The sequence below is a fragment of the Photorhabdus heterorhabditis genome (genome assembly GCF_018448905.1).
Lineage (GTDB): Bacteria > Pseudomonadota > Gammaproteobacteria > Enterobacterales > Enterobacteriaceae > Photorhabdus > Photorhabdus heterorhabditis.
Genome location: NZ_RCWA01000013.1, coordinates 22,104 through 38,668, shown reverse-complemented (window position 1 = coordinate 38,668; position 16,565 = coordinate 22,104). Strand labels below are relative to the sequence as shown.

General features: G+C 44.3%; 18 protein-coding genes. 17 read left to right on the top strand and 1 reads right to left on the bottom strand.

What is annotated here, in order from left to right; translation table 11 throughout:
• The first annotated feature begins 63 nt into the window (after positions 1-63).
• The 17 genes from EAE89_RS10280 to crcB all read left to right on the top strand — a co-directional run bounded on the left by EAE89_RS10280 (position 64) and on the right by crcB (position 16,211).
• Positions 64-804, top strand: coding sequence for an amino acid ABC transporter permease (locus tag EAE89_RS10280; RefSeq protein WP_054476715.1), 741 nt, complete (start codon positions 64-66; stop codon positions 802-804).
• Positions 805-1,479: a glutamate/aspartate ABC transporter permease GltK gene (gene gltK / locus EAE89_RS10275; protein WP_214085756.1), complete on the top strand. Its 675-nt coding sequence runs from the start codon at positions 805-807 to the stop codon at positions 1,477-1,479. It abuts the gene before it with no gap.
• Positions 1,479-2,204, top strand: a complete 726-nt coding sequence (locus EAE89_RS10270) for an amino acid ABC transporter ATP-binding protein (RefSeq protein ID WP_054476712.1) — start codon at positions 1,479-1,481, stop codon at positions 2,202-2,204. The genes gltK and EAE89_RS10270 overlap by 1 nt, the downstream gene beginning before the upstream one ends.
• Before the next feature lie 162 nt (positions 2,205-2,366).
• Positions 2,367-4,949, top strand: coding sequence for a leucine--tRNA ligase (gene leuS, locus EAE89_RS10265; protein WP_214085755.1), 2,583 nt, complete (start codon positions 2,367-2,369; stop codon positions 4,947-4,949).
• A gap of 13 nt (positions 4,950-4,962) precedes the next feature.
• Positions 4,963-5,511, top strand: coding sequence for an LPS assembly lipoprotein LptE (lptE, locus tag EAE89_RS10260; RefSeq protein WP_188093340.1), 549 nt, complete (start codon positions 4,963-4,965; stop codon positions 5,509-5,511).
• A complete protein-coding gene (holA, locus tag EAE89_RS10255; protein ID WP_054476705.1) occupies positions 5,508-6,548 on the top strand; it encodes a DNA polymerase III subunit delta in 1,041 nt (346 codons plus the stop codon). Before lptE ends, holA begins: the two co-directional genes overlap by 4 nt.
• Positions 6,532-7,209, top strand: coding sequence for a nicotinate-nucleotide adenylyltransferase (gene nadD, locus EAE89_RS10250; RefSeq protein WP_054476704.1), 678 nt, complete (start codon positions 6,532-6,534; stop codon positions 7,207-7,209). Before holA ends, nadD begins: the two co-directional genes overlap by 17 nt.
• A gap of 97 nt (positions 7,210-7,306) precedes the next feature.
• Positions 7,307-7,633 (top strand): ribosome silencing factor, encoded by a 327-nt coding sequence (gene rsfS, locus EAE89_RS10245; RefSeq protein ID WP_072161812.1) that lies wholly within the window; start codon positions 7,307-7,309, stop codon positions 7,631-7,633.
• A gap of 2 nt (positions 7,634-7,635) precedes the next feature.
• Positions 7,636-8,106, top strand: coding sequence for a 23S rRNA (pseudouridine(1915)-N(3))-methyltransferase RlmH (gene rlmH, locus EAE89_RS10240; protein WP_054476700.1), 471 nt, complete (start codon positions 7,636-7,638; stop codon positions 8,104-8,106).
• A gap of 39 nt (positions 8,107-8,145) precedes the next feature.
• Positions 8,146-10,041, top strand: coding sequence for a peptidoglycan DD-transpeptidase MrdA (gene mrdA / locus EAE89_RS10235; protein WP_054476698.1), 1,896 nt, complete (start codon positions 8,146-8,148; stop codon positions 10,039-10,041).
• Between the two features lie 8 nt (positions 10,042-10,049).
• Positions 10,050-11,162 carry a peptidoglycan glycosyltransferase MrdB gene (gene mrdB / locus EAE89_RS10230; protein WP_054476696.1) on the top strand — a complete coding sequence of 371 codons (1,113 nt, stop codon included), beginning with the start codon at positions 10,050-10,052 and terminating at the stop codon, positions 11,160-11,162.
• A 13-nt stretch (positions 11,163-11,175) separates the two neighbouring features.
• Positions 11,176-12,186 (top strand): endolytic peptidoglycan transglycosylase RlpA, encoded by a 1,011-nt coding sequence (gene rlpA, locus EAE89_RS10225; RefSeq protein ID WP_214085754.1) that lies wholly within the window; start codon positions 11,176-11,178, stop codon positions 12,184-12,186.
• Between the two features lie 163 nt (positions 12,187-12,349).
• Positions 12,350-13,561: a D-alanyl-D-alanine carboxypeptidase DacA gene (gene dacA, locus EAE89_RS10220; RefSeq protein WP_214085753.1), complete on the top strand. Its 1,212-nt coding sequence runs from the start codon at positions 12,350-12,352 to the stop codon at positions 13,559-13,561.
• 142 nt (positions 13,562-13,703) lie between these two features.
• Positions 13,704-13,967 carry a DUF493 family protein YbeD gene (gene ybeD, locus EAE89_RS10215; protein WP_054476689.1) on the top strand — a complete coding sequence of 88 codons (264 nt, stop codon included), beginning with the start codon at positions 13,704-13,706 and terminating at the stop codon, positions 13,965-13,967.
• Between the two features lie 132 nt (positions 13,968-14,099).
• The gene (lipB, locus tag EAE89_RS10210; protein ID WP_054476688.1) at positions 14,100-14,741 is read left to right on the top strand and encodes a lipoyl(octanoyl) transferase LipB; all 642 of its coding nucleotides are present in this window, start codon (positions 14,100-14,102) and stop codon (positions 14,739-14,741) included.
• A gap of 109 nt (positions 14,742-14,850) precedes the next feature.
• Positions 14,851-15,816, top strand: coding sequence for a lipoyl synthase (gene lipA / locus EAE89_RS10205; RefSeq protein ID WP_054476686.1), 966 nt, complete (start codon positions 14,851-14,853; stop codon positions 15,814-15,816).
• A 14-nt stretch (positions 15,817-15,830) separates the two neighbouring features.
• Positions 15,831-16,211 (top strand): fluoride efflux transporter CrcB, encoded by a 381-nt coding sequence (gene crcB / locus EAE89_RS10200; RefSeq protein ID WP_214085752.1) that lies wholly within the window; start codon positions 15,831-15,833, stop codon positions 16,209-16,211.
• 73 nt (positions 16,212-16,284) lie between these two features.
• Here the strand turns inward: crcB and cspE are convergent, their stop codons facing one another.
• Entirely contained in the window at positions 16,285-16,494 is a 210-nt protein-coding gene (gene cspE / locus EAE89_RS10195) for a transcription antiterminator/RNA stability regulator CspE (protein WP_021323071.1), read from the bottom strand.
• Between the last annotated feature and the right edge of the window lie 71 nt (positions 16,495-16,565).

Here is a 16,565-nt window from a genome sequence, read left to right as displayed (position 1 = left end):
TTTTTTCTCAGCCAATCAATCGTTTTCAGGGGATCAAGCTACATCCTCACAGGGAGTATTATTATGTCAATCGATTGGAATTGGGGCGTCTTTTTGCAAGCTGCCCCTTTCGGCAATACGACTTATCTAGGCTGGTTGATAGCTGGATTTCAAGTGACAATTGCCTTGTCTATCTGCGCCTGGATTATCGCTTTCATTGTCGGTTCACTGTTCGGCATTTTACGTACTGTTCCCAATAAAATATTATCTGGGATAGGTACCTGTTATGTTGAGCTCTTTCGTAACGTACCACTGATAGTTCAATTTTTTATCTGGTATCTGGTTGTACCTGAACTACTGCCAGAAAAATTCAGTCTGTGGTTTAAAACCAAACTGGACCCTAATATCCAGTTTTTCATCTCATCCACTGTCTGTTTAGGTCTTTTCACCGCTGCACGGATGTGTGAGCAGGTCCGCGCCGCCATACAATCACTACCACGTGGTCAAAAAGCAGCAGGGCTGGCAATGGGGTTAACTCTGCCACAAACCTATCGCTATGTCCTATTACCAAATGCTTACCGAGTGATCATTCCACCAATGACTTCAGAAATGATGAATCTGGTAAAAAACTCCGCTATTGCCTCTACTATTGGTCTGGTGGATATGGCAGCACAGGCAGGTAAGTTACTTGATTACTCAGCACATGCTTATGAAACATTTACGGCAATTACATTGGCCTATATCGGAATCAATCTGGTAATTATGCTTGCCATGCACTTGCTTGAGAAAAAAATGCGTTTACCGGGTAATATTGGAGGTCAATAAATGTACGAGTTTGACTGGAGTTCGATTATCCCCAGTATCCCGTTTCTACTAGAAGGCTTAGTTATTACAGCAAAAATCACGATTGTTGCTATTGTTGTCGGTATTCTCTGGGGAACCGTACTGGCCGTTATGCGGCTCTCTTCTGTAAAAGCACTGAGCTGGTTTGCTACTTTATATGTCAATCTGTTCCGTTCTGTGCCATTGGTTATGGTACTGTTATGGTTCTATCTGATTGTGCCCAGTCTACTGCAGAATGTTCTGGGGATTTCTCCCAAAACAGATATTCGTTTAATTTCAGCCATGGTCGCGTTTGCATTTTTCGAAGCCGCTTACTATTCAGAAATTATTCGTGCGGGCATTCAAAGTATTTCCCGCGGGCAATCTTCGGCAGCATTGGCATTGGGTATGACGCCGATGCAAAGTATGAGGCTGGTTATCCTGCCTCAAGCATTCCGTGCAATGACCCCACTACTATTGACGCAGGGTATCGTACTATTTCAAGACACTTCATTGGTGTATGTACTCAGTCTGGCGGATTTTTTCCGTACTGCGGCAAATATCGGTGAGCGTGATGGTACACAGGTTGAAATGATCCTGTTTGCTGGTGTTATTTATTTTATTATTAGTTTTGCCGCATCCATGCTGGTTAACTATTTGAAGAAAAGGACTGTTTGATGATCTCCCTGAAAAATGTATCCAAGTGGTATGGCCCATTTCAGGTTCTCACTGACTGCTCAACTGAAGTTAAAAAAGGTGAAGTAGTTGTAGTCTGTGGCCCATCTGGCTCCGGCAAATCCACCCTGATAAAAACGGTTAATGGTCTGGAATCCATCCAACAGGGTGAAATTCTGGTTAATGACATTAAAGTCAATGATAAAAATACCAATTTGGCGCAATTACGCTCCAAAGTCGGCATGGTGTTCCAGCATTTTGAGCTGTTCCCGCATTTATCCATCATTGAAAATTTAACGCTGGCTCAAATCAAAGTGCTTAACCGCGATAAGAAAGCGGCAGAAGAAAAAGGGTTGAAATTACTTGAACGCGTTGGGCTGACCAATCAGGCTAATAAATTCCCGTCACAACTTTCCGGTGGTCAGCAACAACGCGTGGCAATCGCCCGTGCACTGTGTATGGACCCGATTGCCATGCTGTTCGACGAACCCACTTCCGCCCTCGATCCTGAAATGATCAATGAAGTGCTTGATGTCATGGTTAAACTGGCAGACGAAGGAATGACCATGATGGTTGTTACTCACGAAATGGGCTTCGCCCGTAAGGTAGCCAATCGGGTAATCTTTATGGATGAAGGCAAAATTGTTGAAGACAGCAAGAAAGAAGATTTCTTTGCGAATCCAAAATCAGATCGCGCCAAAGAATTTCTGGCTAAAATTCTTCACTAAAATATATTATTCCCGGTGGTGGCGCCCGTCGCCACCGGATTTTCCCTAATAACCCTCTGTTGCTTATGTATCAAATCAGATATGCTATGCCAACCTCATATTTTACCAACTAAATGATTGCTACAAACGTAGCTTTTTACTCACCATAGGATCATCGGTGCCATGCAAGAACAATACCGTCCAGAAGATATAGAGCCGCAAGTTCAGCTTCACTGGCAAGAGAAGCAAACTTTCAAAGTGACAGAAGATAACAGCAAAGAAAAATATTACTGCCTGTCCATGCTACCTTACCCTTCTGGCCGACTACACATGGGCCATGTACGTAACTACACTATTGGCGATGTTATCTCTCGTTACCAGCGTATGCTTGGCAAAAATGTCCTGCAACCTATCGGTTGGGATGCATTTGGCCTGCCCGCAGAAGGCGCAGCAGTAAAAAACAACACTGCACCAGCCCCGTGGACCTATGCCAACATCGAATATATGAAAAGTCAGCTGAAAACACTGGGTTTCGGCTACGATTGGGATCGTGAAGTCACTACCTGTACCCCTGAATATTATCGTTGGGAACAATGGTTCTTCACCAAATTGTATGAAAAAGGTCTGGTTTATAAAAAAACCTCCGCAGTTAACTGGTGCCCCCACGATCTGACCGTTCTGGCTAATGAACAAGTGGTCGATGGCTGTTGCTGGCGTTGCGACACCAAAGTTGAACGTAAAGAAATCCCGCAATGGTTTATCAAAATCACTGATTATGCCGAAGAGTTGTTAAACGATCTGGATACGCTGGAAGAGTGGCCTGAACAAGTCAAAACCATGCAGCGCAACTGGATTGGGCGCTCTGAAGGTGTAGAAATCACCTTTGAAGTAGCAGATAGTCAGGAGAAATTGACTGTCTACACCACTCGTCCTGATACATTCCTGGGTGCCACCTATGTTGCAGTTGCCGCAGGTCATCCTCTGGCAAAACAAGCAGCAGAAAATAACCCTGAACTGGTTGCTTTTATTAATGAATGCCGTAATACCAAAGTTGCAGAAGCAGATATGGCAACAATGGAGAAAAAGGGCATGGCAACCGGTATGTTTGTCATTCATCCATTAACCAAAGAGAAAGTAGCAATCTGGGTTGCAAACTTCGTCTTAATGGAATACGGCACCGGTGCTGTCATGGCAGTTCCTGGCCACGACCAACGCGACTGGGAATTCGCGACAAAATATAACCTGCCAATGAAAGCCGTTATTCTGGACAGTGAAGGTAATGAACCAAATGTTCATGAAGCCCCGGTGACAGATAAGAATGTCCTGTTTAATTCGGGTGAATTTAGCGACCTGAATCATGAAGATGGTTTCAATGCTATTGCTAATAAACTAGTAGAAATGGGAGCCGGCAAGCGTAAGGTCAACTATCGTCTACGTGATTGGGGTGTCTCCCGTCAACGTTACTGGGGCGCACCAATTCCAATGGCAACGTTGGAAGATGGCACGGTTGTTCCGGTTCCAGAAGATCAACTGCCAGTTATTCTGCCGGAAGATGTCACCATGAATGGCATCACCAGCCCAATTAAAGCTGACCCTGAATGGGCAAAAACCACTATCAATGGCCAACCAGCATTGCGTGAAACAGATACCTTCGATACCTTTATGGAATCTTCTTGGTACTATGCTCGCTACACTTGTCCAGATTATGATAAGGGCCTACTCGATCCAGCAGCAGCTAATTATTGGCTACCTGTTGACCAATACATCGGTGGTATCGAACATGCCATCATGCACCTGATGTATTTCCGTTTCTTCCACAAACTGATGCGTGATGCAGGCATGGTCAATTCCAATGAACCCGCTAAACGTCTGTTATGTCAGGGAATGGTTCTGGCAGATGCTTTTTATTACACGGGTAAAAACGGTGAAAAAATCTGGATATCCCCAGTTGATACCATTGCTGAACGTGATGATAAAGGTCGTATCATTAAGGCAACAGACAAAGAGGGTCATGAACTGGTTTATACCGGCATGAGCAAAATGTCTAAATCCAAAAACAACGGCATTGACCCACAATTGATGGTAGAAAAATATGGTGCTGATACCGTTCGCCTGTTTATGATGTTCGCAGCGCCACCAGAATTGACTCTGGAATGGCAAGAATCCAGTGTTGAAGGGGCAAACCGCTTCCTGAAACGTGTATGGCGCCTAGTTTATGAACATAGCAGCAAAGGGGCAACTCAACCGCTGGATATCACAAGCTTAACAGTAGAACAGAAAGATCTGTTCCGTGATCTGCACAAAACCATTGCTAAAGTCACAGATGATGTAGGTCGCCGCCAGGCATTCAATACCGCCATTGCTGCCGTAATGGAATTGATGAATAAACTGACCCGCGCACCACAAGAAACCGAGCAGGATCGCGCTCTGATGCAGGAAGCTTTACTGGCAGTTGTCCGCATGTTGTCACCAATGACTCCTCATGCTTGTTTTATTATGTGGCAAGCTCTGGGTGGTAAAGGTGACATTGATACTGCTAATTGGCCACAGGCTGATGAACAGGCCATGGTTGACGACACCAAATTGGTCGTTATTCAAGTTAACGGTAAAGTGCGTGGTCGTGTTACTGTGCCAGCGGATGCGACGAAAGAATATGTTCATGATATGGCTGCAAAAGAATATGGTGTGGCGAAATACCTTGAAGACGTCACTATTCGTAAAGTCATCTACGTACCAGGCAAATTACTGAATCTGGTCGTCGGCTAATAAAGGAGGCAATGTGCGGCATCGTATTTTAACGTTGTTGCTGGGGTTAGCGGTGCTGGTCACCGCTGGCTGCGGTTTTCATCTACGTGGTACCACTCAGGTACCCCTAGAACTCAAAAAGCTGCAATTAGCAAGCAGCGACCCATACGGGCCACTGACTCGTTCTGTGCGCCAGCAACTTCGTCTGAATAACGTCACAATCCTTGAAAATGGCAGCACCGAAGTTCCTATTCTGAAACTAATAGGTTCTTCTGAAAATAAAGACACCGTCTCTGTTTTTCAGGATGGTAAGGCAGCTGAGCGCCAACTGACCCTATATGTCAATGCACAGGTTATTATGCCAGACGGTAGCGTCTATCCGCTCCAATCTAGGGTTGATCGTTCTTTTTTCGACAATCCGTTAGAAGCACTGGCGAAAGATGCTGAAAACGAGATGATCAATCAGGAAATGCGTGAACAGGCTGCTCGCCAGTTAGTTCGCCAGTTACTGACTGTTCATAGTGCAGAAGAACAAAAAGCCAAGGAAAAACAGGCTGGACAACAAACTGCACAAGCACAATGATCAAACTTTATCCCGAACAACTGATTTCGCAGCTCAATGAAGGGCTGCGAAACTGTTATCTGATATGGGGCAATGACCCCCTGCTATTACAGGAAAGCCAAGATCATATCCGCAGGGCCGCTGAACAGCACTCTTTCACAGAACACTTCACTTATGCCCTGGATAATCATACCGAATGGAATGAGATATTCAGTATTTGCCAGTCACTAAGCCTATTTGCCAGCCGTCAAACACTCACTTTACTGCTGCCAGAAAATGGCCCTAACACAGTAATAGCTGAACAACTGGTAAAACTGGCAGAATTGCTTCACCCAGATATACTGCTGATACTACGCGGTTTAAAATTGACCAAAGCCCAAGAAAACAGTAACTGGTTTAAAGTATTAGGAAAAAATGGAGTTTACATCAGTTGTCAGACACCTGAACTGAGCCGTCTACCTCAATGGATCGCACAACGGGCCAGGGTCATGAAACTGACTCTGGAAGAACCAGCCAATCAACTATTATGCTACTGTTATGAAGGAAACTTACTGGCACTGGCCCAAGCTCTTGAGCGGCTCTTCCTGCTATATCCAGATGGTAAACTGACCCTACACCGTGTTGAAAATGCCGTAAATGACGCGGCTCACTTCACACCTTATCACTGGGTAGACTCATTATTATCAGGAAAGGCAAAACGAGCCTGGCATATCCTGAAACAGTTAAAACAGGAAGGTTGTGAAACTGTTATTCTGATGCGTACCATACAACGTGAACTACAGCTGCTACTTACACTAAAACGCCAAAGCACCACAACTCCCATTAAAACTCTGTTAGATCAACATCGAGTATGGCAGAACCGCCGCCCATTATTGACAAGTGCGCTGCAACGTCTAACTCGACATGATTTGCAACTAGCAATTCATCTACTTGTACAAATGGAGCTTCGGGTTAAACAGGATTATGGTCAGTCTGTGTGGCCAGATTTAGAAACACTTTCCATGTTGTTATGTGGAAAAACATTACCTGAGAGCTTTTTTAATGCCTCATACCATTAATACTACTTGTCCAGTACAACCCGTTATTCAAGCATTATTTGGTGGAACATTTGACCCAATCCATTATGGGCATCTGCATCCCATCGAAACACTGGCACATCAAATTGGCCTGAAACGAGTGATTTTGCTGCCAAACCATGTTCCCCCCCACCGCCCACAACCAGAAGCCACCGCACAACAGCGGCTTACAATGGTACGACTAGCAACACAGGACCATCCACTGTTTACAATCGATACCCGTGAACTGGAACGCACCACTCCTTCTTACACAATCGATACATTGGAATCGTTCCGTCAGGAGCTTGGTGAAAAACAATCACTGGCATTTATAATCGGTCTGGACTCTTTGTTATCACTACATACCTGGCATCGTTGGCCAGAACTACTAAATATCTGTCATTTACTGGTTTGTGCCCGCCCCGGTTATCAGCCCCAACTTTCAATAGCTGAAATGCAGCAATGGCTTACACAACACCAAATCTACGACCCAGCCCTACTTAACAGCAAGCCTAACGGTTATATCTATCTGGCAGATACACCACTATTGCGTATCTCAGCAACAGATATCCGCCAGCGTCTCCAGCAAGGGCTAAATTGTGATGATTTGCTCACCCCTTTAGTACAAAAATATATAGATTCACAGGGGTTATATCGCCAATAGCGAAATCTGGCCCGATTAGTCATTTAGTTGGCTTACTCTCAAGTGGCCCGGCATGCTATTATTCGGCACTATTTGATCAATTTGATAAAAAATAAGGATGAACCTTTTGCAAGGTAGAGAACTCCAACAATTTGTTATTGATAAACTTGAAGACTCCAAAGCACAAGATATTGTTTCTCTGGATGTTCATGGGAAATCCAGTATTACCGATTGCATGATTATCTGCACCGGAACCTCCAGTCGCCATCTGATGTCTGTCGCAGATCATCTAGTTGATGACTGTCGTGCGAGTGGTCTGACTCCACTTGGCGTTGAGGGACAGGGCGTATCCGATTGGATTGTCGTAGACCTCGGTGAAGTTATCGTACATGTCATGCAGGAAGAGAGTCGCCGTATGTATGAACTTGAAAAACTTTGGAGCTGAGTTTGAAGCTGCAATTAGTCGCTGTAGGTACAAAAATGCCGGACTGGATACAGGCCGGCTTTACGGATTATTTACGCCGTTTCCCAAAAGATATGCCATTTGATCTGGTAGAAATTCCTGCTGGGAAACGGGGTAAAAATGCGGATATTAAACGCATTCTGGAGAAAGAAGGTGAACAAATGCTGGCCGCTGTCGGTAAAAGCAACCGCATTGTCACCCTAGACATTCCGGGTTCTCGTTGGGAAACGCCTCAACTAGCGCAACAGCTTGAACATTGGAAACAAGATGGTAGAGATGTAAGCTTGCTGATAGGCGGGCCAGAAGGTCTTGCTCCGGCATGTAAAGCTGCTGCGGAACAAAGCTGGTCATTATCACCTTTAACCTTACCCCATCCTTTGGTACGAGTTTTAGTTGCAGAAAGCCTGTACCGGGCATGGAGCATTACCACCAATCATCCCTATCACCGGGAATAATTTGGTTACCAACGGATAAAAGCGAATTCTGGCAATGGGATGAAGAATAAACGTACCCCTTTTCGTGATTATACGGCTGAATCAGCCCTATTTGCCCGCCGCGCATTGGTGGCGTTTATCATCATCCTAGTACTGGCTGGTATCCTGATTGCCAATCTTTACCATTTACAGATCACTCGCCACGAAGACTACCAAACCCGTTCAAACGAAAACCGTATCAAACTGGTTCCAATCGCTCCAAGCCGAGGTATTATTTATGACCGTAAAGGCACACCATTGGCGCTTAACCGAACAATCTACCAGTTGGAAGTCATACCTGAAAAGGTCGAGAACCTTCAGCAAACGCTGAGTGATTTACGGAATATTATCGATCTGACTGATGAAGATATTGCTAACTTTGAAAAAGAACGTAAGCGATCGCGCCGCTTTACCTCCATTCCACTGAAAACTTCACTGGATCATATCCAAGTAGCACGCTTTGCTGTTAACCAGTACCGTTTCCCCGGCCTCGAAATAAAAGGCTATCAACGCCGCTTCTACCCTTACGGTTCAGCACTGACTCATATCATTGGCTATGTCGCTAAAATTAATGATAAAGATGTAGAACGGCTGGACAAGGAAGGTATTTTACCCAATTACGCCGCCACCCATGATATCGGCAAACTAGGTATTGAACGCTATTATGAATCTGTTTTACATGGCAAAACCGGTTATGAAGAAGTCGAAGTCAATAATCGTGGCCGTGTGATACGTCAATTACATGAACAACCGCCACAAGCCGGGCAAGATATTTATCTGACTATCGATCTTGAGTTGCAGATCTATATTGAGAAACTACTCACAACCAGCCGCGCTGCCGTCGTTGTCAGTAATCCACATAATGGGGAAATTCTAGCACTGGTATCTAATCCAAGCTATGATCCAAATCTATTCGTAAACGGTATCTCCAACAAGAACTATCAGGAATTATTAAATAATCCTGACCGACCGCTTATTAATCGTGCAACTCAAGGGATCTATCCTCCTGCGTCAACGGTAAAACCTTTTATTACCGTTGCAGCACTAAGCACCGGCGTTATCAATAAAAATACCACCATTTTTGATCCGGGCTGGTGGCAATTACCGGGTTCAGAAAAACGCTACCGTGACTGGAAACGCTGGGGACATGGCAGTCTCAATGCATATAGATCCATCGTGGAATCTGCGGATACTTTCTTCTATCAGGTTGCCTATGATATGGGAATTGACCGCCTATCTGAATGGATGACTAAGTTTGGTTATGGTGAATACACGGGCATTGACCTGTCTGAAGAACGCACAGGTATCATGCCTACCCGTGAATGGAAACAAAGAAAATATAAAAAACCTTGGTATCAGGGAGACACTATTCCTGTTGGGATCGGCCAGGGATACTGGACAGCAACGCCAATTCAAATGGTAAAAGCGCTAACAACCTTAATTAATGACGGTAACGTAAAAACACCGCATCTGCTGCTGGGTAAAAAACTGAAAGGTGAGATGATCCCTTATCAACAAACAGAAAATATTCAAATAGGTGATATCCATTCAGGATACTGGGAACTGGCAAAAAGCGGTATGTATGGTGTTGCTAACCTGCCAAACGGTACTGGTCACAAGAGTTTTACTAGAACGCCGTATAAAGCAGCTGCCAAATCAGGAACAGCACAGGTCTATAGCTATGAAACTTACAATGCCAGTAAAATTGCTGAGCATTTACGGGATCACAAGCTAATGATTGCCTTCGCCCCTTATGAAAACCCGACGATAGCCCTTTCTATCATTTTAGAAAATGGTGGTGCAGGTCCGGCAGTAGGAACCCTTGTTCGCCAAATCCTCGACCATGTATTGTTAGGGGATAACAACACAACATTACCGGATGCGGCTCCAACACCACCCGGAACAGAAAATGGCTGAATAACACCATGACAGAAAACCCAAAAAAGGTTCCCCTCTGGACCAAACTACATATCGACTTACCGCTGTTGCTGTGCATTCTAGCACTGCTAGTATACAGCGCTTTTGTTATGTGGAGTGCCAGTGGTCAAGATATGGGGATGATGGAGCGCAGAATCAGCCAAATTGGTGCCGGACTGGTTGTCATGATAATTATGGCGCAAATCCCCCCAAGAGTTTATGAAGGCTGGGCACCTTATCTATATATCGTTTGTGTCGTTTTACTGATTTTTGTCGATGCGTTCGGACAGATCAGTAAAGGGGCGCAGCGCTGGCTCGATCTAGGGATCATCCGTTTCCAGCCTTCTGAGATTGCCAAGATCGCTGTACCACTGATGATTGCCCGTTTTATGAACCGCGATTTGTGTCCACCATCGCTAAAAAATACAACTATCGCTCTAATGCTGATTTTCCTGCCAACTTTACTCGTCGCCGCCCAACCAGACCTCGGTACTTCAATTCTGGTCGCATTTTCCGGCCTGTTTGTCCTATTCCTTGCTGGGATGAGCTGGCGGCTGATCGGTATTGCAGCCTTGTTATTAGCCTGTTTTATCCCGATCTTATGGTTCTTTCTGATGCATGGATATCAACGCGATCGGGTAATGATGTTACTTGATCCAGAAACTGATCCATTGGGTAAAGGTTACCATATCATTCAATCAAAAATCGCTATAGGCTCCGGTGGCCTATCAGGTAAAGGTTGGTTACTCGGCACTCAATCTCAGTTGGAATTTCTTCCAGAACGCCATACAGACTTCATATTCGCCGTACTCTCGGAAGAACTTGGTTTAATCGGCGTGTTACTGTTACTAACATTATATTTGTTATTAATTATGCGCGGGCTGGCTATCGCAACCAGGGCACAGAACACTTTTGGCCGAGTCATGGTTGGCAGCCTGATGTTAATCCTGTTTGTTTATATCTTCGTCAATATCGGCATGGTGAGCGGCATTCTACCTGTGGTAGGCGTTCCTTTACCATTTGTCAGTTATGGCGGCTCAGCCTTGATCGTCTTAATGGCTGGTTTCGGGATTATAATGTCGATTCATACACACCGAAAATTATTGTCTAAAAGTTTATAGAGAAGAGGTTTCAATGCGTCAACACTGGCTTATACTCGGCATGATTGCAGCTCTGTTATCCGGCTGTACTGCTCCTAACGAGCAAAAATCTTCCCCATTACCTGCGGTACCAACGCAGGATATTCTGGGTGCAGAACCTCGCTATGAGCCTTATCATCCTGGCGCCAATAATGATTATCAGATGAACGGGCATATTTATCATATTGTGCAAGACCCATCTCAATTTAGTGAAACAGGTTATGCCAGTTGGTATGGTGCAGAATACAGTGGCAAAATGACAGCAATTGGTGAACGTTTTAACCCTTATGCACTAACAGCCGCCCACCCAACACTACCAATCCCGAGTTATGTTCGCGTGACCAACTTAAGCAATGGCCGTATGATGATAGTCAGAGTCAATGACCGCGGTCCTTATAAACCAGGGAGAATTATCGATCTATCAAAGGCTTCTGCTGAACGCCTGAATCTAACCCAAAGTACCAAAGTTAAGATTGATTTTATTCAGGTCGCTCAGGATGGCTCTGTATCTGGCCCCGGTACTGTTGGCAGCCAGATAGTTAAACAGAGTTATGCCCTGCCAGGCAGACCAACGCTGACAACAAACCAGCTAGGAACACCCACAATGGGAAATGTTCCAGATCAGACTGTCAGCCGCCCTCTGACTAATCAGCCTGAGGAACAAACGCAACCATTGGCTATACAACCAGAAGCTACTGAGCAACTACCCGCAATGAAGCTACAACCACCTAAACCAGTTGCCGACAGTGCTTCAACAGCAACAGTATCAACAAGCTCCTCTGCAAATGGTTTTATGGTCCAGGTTGGTGCCGTTAGCAGTGAGCAACGGGCAAAAGAGTGGCAACGAACGTTAGAACAGCGCTTTAATGTTCAAGGACGCGTAACTCAATATAGTAATGTTTATCGTGTACAATTGGGGCCATTTAGCAATCGCCAGCACGCTACCGATTTACAACAGAAACTGGCTGACCAGATACAGCAATCTTCTTTTATCGTCAGTCCTTAGCTTTCCTCTCGCTGATATCTGGGTTTTGCTTAGATATCAGCAAGCAAGGTAAAAAAACGTAAACTGGCGGCCTGTCAAAATTTGCCAATGTTAGTATTTTTCTTCATTTGCTATGATATGGCCCGATATCAACCTTATTCTCACGGATGTTGTCCAACCGACCATGAAATACACAACCACTTCTCGTTTTATAAAAAGCGCCACCTTGAGTATTGCGCTGGCAATGAACGTTTCTGCCTTTGCCAATGGGAATGATATAAACCTGAAAACGATGATCCCAGGTGTGCCTCAGATCGATGCTGAAGCTTATATTCTTATCGACTACAACTCAGGCAAAGTTCTGGCTGAAATGAATGCAGACTCTCGCCGTGACCCTGCCAGCCTGACAAAAATGATGACCAGTTATGTTATTGGTCAGACAATCAAATCAGGCAAAATCGGGCCAAATGATATGGTCACGGTTGGTACTGATGCATGGGCAACAGGTAATCCGGTATTTAAAGGCTCTTCCCTGATGTTCCTCAAACCCGGAGATCAGGTTTCAGTTTCTATGCTATCCCGCGGTATAAACTTACAATCCGGTAATGATGCTTGTGTTGCAATGGCGGATTACGTTGCTGGCAGCCAAGAGTCGTTCGTTAATCTGATGAATGGCTATGTAAAATCGCTTGGCTTACAGAATACATATTTCAAAACTGTTCATGGCCTGGATGCAGAAGGCCAATACAGCTCTGCCCGTGATATGGCACTGATTGGTCAAGCACTAATCCGCGATGTTCCTGAAGAATATACTATCTATAAAGAGAAAGAATTTACCTACAACAATATCCGTCAGATAAACCGCAACGGTTTGTTATGGGATAAAAGTCTGAATGTAGATGGTATCAAAACCGGTCACACTAATGCAGCGGGTTATAACCTAGTTGCTTCTGCAACTGAAGGCGATATGCGTCTGATTTCTGCGGTACTCGGCGGTCACACTTATAAAGGCCGAGAGACAGAAAGTAAGAAACTGCTGACCTGGGGTTTCCGTTTCTTTGAAACCGTCTCGCCACTGAAATCTGACACAGAATTTGCCTCTGAACCTGTCTGGTTTGGAGATAATGATAGGGTTCAGCTAGGCGTTGATAAAGATGTTTATCTGACTATTCCCAGAGGCCGTTTGAAAGATCTGAAAGCCAGCTATGTCATGAATGATACTGAATTACATGCCCCGCTAGCGAAAAATCAGGTCGTCGGTACAATCAACTTTCAACTTGATGGCAAGACTGTCGAACAGCGTCCTTTAGTTGTTATGAATGAAGTGAAAGAAGGCGGTATTTTCAGCCGTTTTATCGACTATATCAAACTGCTGTTCCATCACTGGTTTGGTTAATAGTTAAAGCAGGAACCTACCGAAACGAGTCAAGCTACAGCCTGACCGTAATAAGTACCCCCGTTGATGTAAACGGGGAAAATATCAAATTTTATAGAAAAGACTGACCAGACGTATTGCGGAAAGTAAAACAGGAGCGCCCATGAAAACAAAATTAAATGAACTGCTTGAGTTCCCTTGCTCATTTACCTACAAAGTAATGGGTTTAGCTGAGCCTGAGTTAGTCAATCAGGTCGTTGAAGTGGTTCAACGCCATGCGCCGGGCGATTACTCTCCACAAGTGAAGCCAAGCAGCAAAGGCAACTACCACTCAGTATCCATTACTATCAATGCTACTCACATTGAACAAATAGAAACTCTGTATGAAGAGTTAGGTAACCTTAAACTGGTACGAGTGGTGTTGTAACATGAACTAAAACAATCCCCTGTAATTTCTCAGGGGGATTGTTTATCTATCAGAAACAGCACCATTTCAAGTGTACTAAACTGGTGAGAATCTCTTCTGAGGGTTATACTGGCTAAATCTTATAGCTACCAAATGAAGTTTCAATTGCAACATAAAACGATTTTCTTACGCCAATTAGGAATACAACCCTACGAGCCGATTTCTGATGCAATGCACTTGTTTACTGAGCAGCGAGATATTAGTACACCCGATGAAATCTGGCTGGTACAGCACCCAAAAGTATTTACTCAGGGACAAGCAGGTAAAGCAGAGCATGTGTTATCTCTCGGTGATATTCCGATTATCCAATCCGATCGTGGTGGACAAGTCACCTATCATGGTCCTGGTCAACAGGTTATGTATGTCATGATTGACATCAAGCGCGCCAAAATTGGTGTACGGCAATTGGTTACAGCGATAGAAGATACTGTCGTTAAAACACTTGCTCACTTTGGTGTGGAATCCTATGCCCGACCAGATGCTCCTGGTGTTTATGTCAATGAAGCCAAAATTTGCTCCCTCGGATTACGAATACGCCAAGGCTGTTCTTTCCACGGTCTGGCACTCAATATTGCAATGGATTTAGAACCATTTCTACGAATTAATCCTTGTGGCTATGCTGGCATGAAAATGACTCAACTCAGTGAATTAGTCCCTGGAATTACTATTGAGCAAGTACAACCTATCTTGGTAGAAACCTTCTGCCAACAGTTAGGATTTAAACTGAATAGTTAAAGATGCTATAATTTTTTAATATTTTTCAAAATTTTTTAATGGATTTATCACACAGTGGGCTGAAGATAAATCTCAACCTGATGAATTTAACACTGGAACCAGCACGACTATGAGTAAACCAATTCAGATGGAACGCGGAATTAAGTACCGCGACGCAGACAAAATGGCGCTGATCCCTGTCAAAACAGTGATTACCGAACGCACAGAAATCTTGCGTAAACCTGAGTGGATGAAAATCAAACTTCCTGCGGATTCCAGCCGCATTCAGGGTATCAAATCTGCTATGCGCAAGAATGGCCTGCATTCCGTTTGTGAAGAAGCTTCCTGCCCTAACCTGGCTGAATGTTTCAATCACGGAACAGCGACTTTTATGATCCTTGGCGCAATTTGTACCCGTCGTTGCCCTTTCTGTGATGTTGCCCATGGCCGTCCAACAGCTCCTGATGCCAACGAACCGGTAAAACTGGCACAAACCATTAAAGATATGGCCCTGCGCTATGTGGTCATCACCTCTGTTGACCGTGATGATCTGCGTGATGGCGGTGCTCAACACTTTGCTGACTGTATTTCTGCTATCCGTGAAAAAAATCCATCCATTAAAATTGAAACTCTGGTTCCTGATTTCCGTGGGCGTATGGATCGTGCACTTGAAATACTGACAGCGACACCACCAGACGTTTTTAATCATAATCTGGAAAACGTACCACGGGTTTACCGTCAAGTACGCCCCGGCGCGAACTATGAGTGGTCACTAAAATTACTTGAAAAGTTCAAAGAAGCCCATCCTCATATCCCAACAAAATCGGGTCTGATGGTAGGTCTCGGTGAAACTAACGAAGAAATTCTTGATGTCATGCGTGATCTGCGCCGCCACGGAGTCACCATGCTAACTCTAGGCCAATATCTGCAACCCAGCCGCCACCATTTGCCGGTACAGCGCTACGTCAGCCCACAAGAATTTGATGAAATGAAAGAAGAAGCTCTGGCAATGGGATTCACCCATGCTGCTTGTGGGCCATTTGTCCGTTCTTCTTATCATGCTGATTTGCAAGCCAAGGGTGAAGAAGTTAAATAATCATAAGCCCAGTTATGCTTAATATTATTCTGGCCGTATTTATCGGCGGCGGCTTAGGCAGTGTATTACGTTGGTTTATAAGCCTCCGCCTTAATAATATTTCTACTAATATCGCAATTGGAGTTGGCACCCTCACAGTTAATTGTATTGGTGCATTCATCATCGGACTGGGGTTGGCATATTTTAATAAATCCACATATCTTAATCCGGCCTGGAAATTAATGCTGACCACCGGTTTTTGTGGTGGTCTAACCACATTTTCTACTTTTTCTGTCGAAGTTGTTTATCTCTTACTAGATGGAAAACTGGGATGGGCTTTGGGAACTGTTTTGCTTAATCTTTTTGGATCATTGCTGATGACAATTTTAGCTTTCTCATTGATGAACGAGCTTTAAATTTCATCACACATCTAGCAAAAACTAAAAAAAACCCGTTGAAACAACGGGTTTTCGCAATACGGAGTTAAAATCAGATAGCGACAACGTTTACAGCAGATGGGCCTTTAGCGCCGTCAGTGATTTCAAACTCTACCTTTTGACCTTCTGCCAGAGTTTTAAATCCGTTACTCTGAATAGCAGAGAAATGTACGAATACGTCTTTGCTACCATCTTCTGGAGTGATAAACCCGAATCCTTTAGATTCATTAAACCACTTAACGTTACCTTTAATTTTTGACATCAAACATACCTTTAATGTGAAAATAAGACACAAAACCTGTGTCATATACAGTACAGCAAATAAATTGGTTC

Excerpts from the sequence above, each read along its gene's own strand:
- mrdB (WP_054476696.1), top strand. The coding sequence starts at position 10,050 with ATGACAGAAAACCCAAAAAAGGTTCCCCTCTGGACCAAACTACATATC.
- mrdA (WP_054476698.1), top strand. The coding sequence starts at position 8,146 with ATGAAGAATAAACGTACCCCTTTTCGTGATTATACGGCTGAATCAGCC.
- nadD (WP_054476704.1), top strand. The coding sequence starts at position 6,532 with ATGCCTCATACCATTAATACTACTTGTCCAGTACAACCCGTTATTCAA.
- lipB (WP_054476688.1), top strand. The coding sequence starts at position 14,100 with ATGAAGTTTCAATTGCAACATAAAACGATTTTCTTACGCCAATTAGGA.
- holA (WP_054476705.1), top strand. The coding sequence starts at position 5,508 with ATGATCAAACTTTATCCCGAACAACTGATTTCGCAGCTCAATGAAGGG.
- rlpA (WP_214085754.1), top strand. The coding sequence starts at position 11,176 with ATGCGTCAACACTGGCTTATACTCGGCATGATTGCAGCTCTGTTATCC.
- lipA (WP_054476686.1), top strand. The coding sequence starts at position 14,851 with ATGAGTAAACCAATTCAGATGGAACGCGGAATTAAGTACCGCGACGCA.
- rsfS (WP_072161812.1), top strand. The coding sequence starts at position 7,307 with ATGAACCTTTTGCAAGGTAGAGAACTCCAACAATTTGTTATTGATAAA.
- ybeD (WP_054476689.1), top strand. The coding sequence starts at position 13,704 with ATGAAAACAAAATTAAATGAACTGCTTGAGTTCCCTTGCTCATTTACC.
- cspE (WP_021323071.1), bottom strand. The coding sequence starts at position 16,494 with ATGTCAAAAATTAAAGGTAACGTTAAGTGGTTTAATGAATCTAAAGGA.
- EAE89_RS10270 (WP_054476712.1), top strand. The coding sequence starts at position 1,479 with ATGATCTCCCTGAAAAATGTATCCAAGTGGTATGGCCCATTTCAGGTT.
- crcB (WP_214085752.1), top strand. The coding sequence starts at position 15,831 with ATGCTTAATATTATTCTGGCCGTATTTATCGGCGGCGGCTTAGGCAGT.
- gltK (WP_214085756.1), top strand. The coding sequence starts at position 805 with ATGTACGAGTTTGACTGGAGTTCGATTATCCCCAGTATCCCGTTTCTA.
- leuS (WP_214085755.1), top strand. The coding sequence starts at position 2,367 with ATGCAAGAACAATACCGTCCAGAAGATATAGAGCCGCAAGTTCAGCTT.
- dacA (WP_214085753.1), top strand. The coding sequence starts at position 12,350 with ATGAAATACACAACCACTTCTCGTTTTATAAAAAGCGCCACCTTGAGT.
- EAE89_RS10280 (WP_054476715.1), top strand. The coding sequence starts at position 64 with ATGTCAATCGATTGGAATTGGGGCGTCTTTTTGCAAGCTGCCCCTTTC.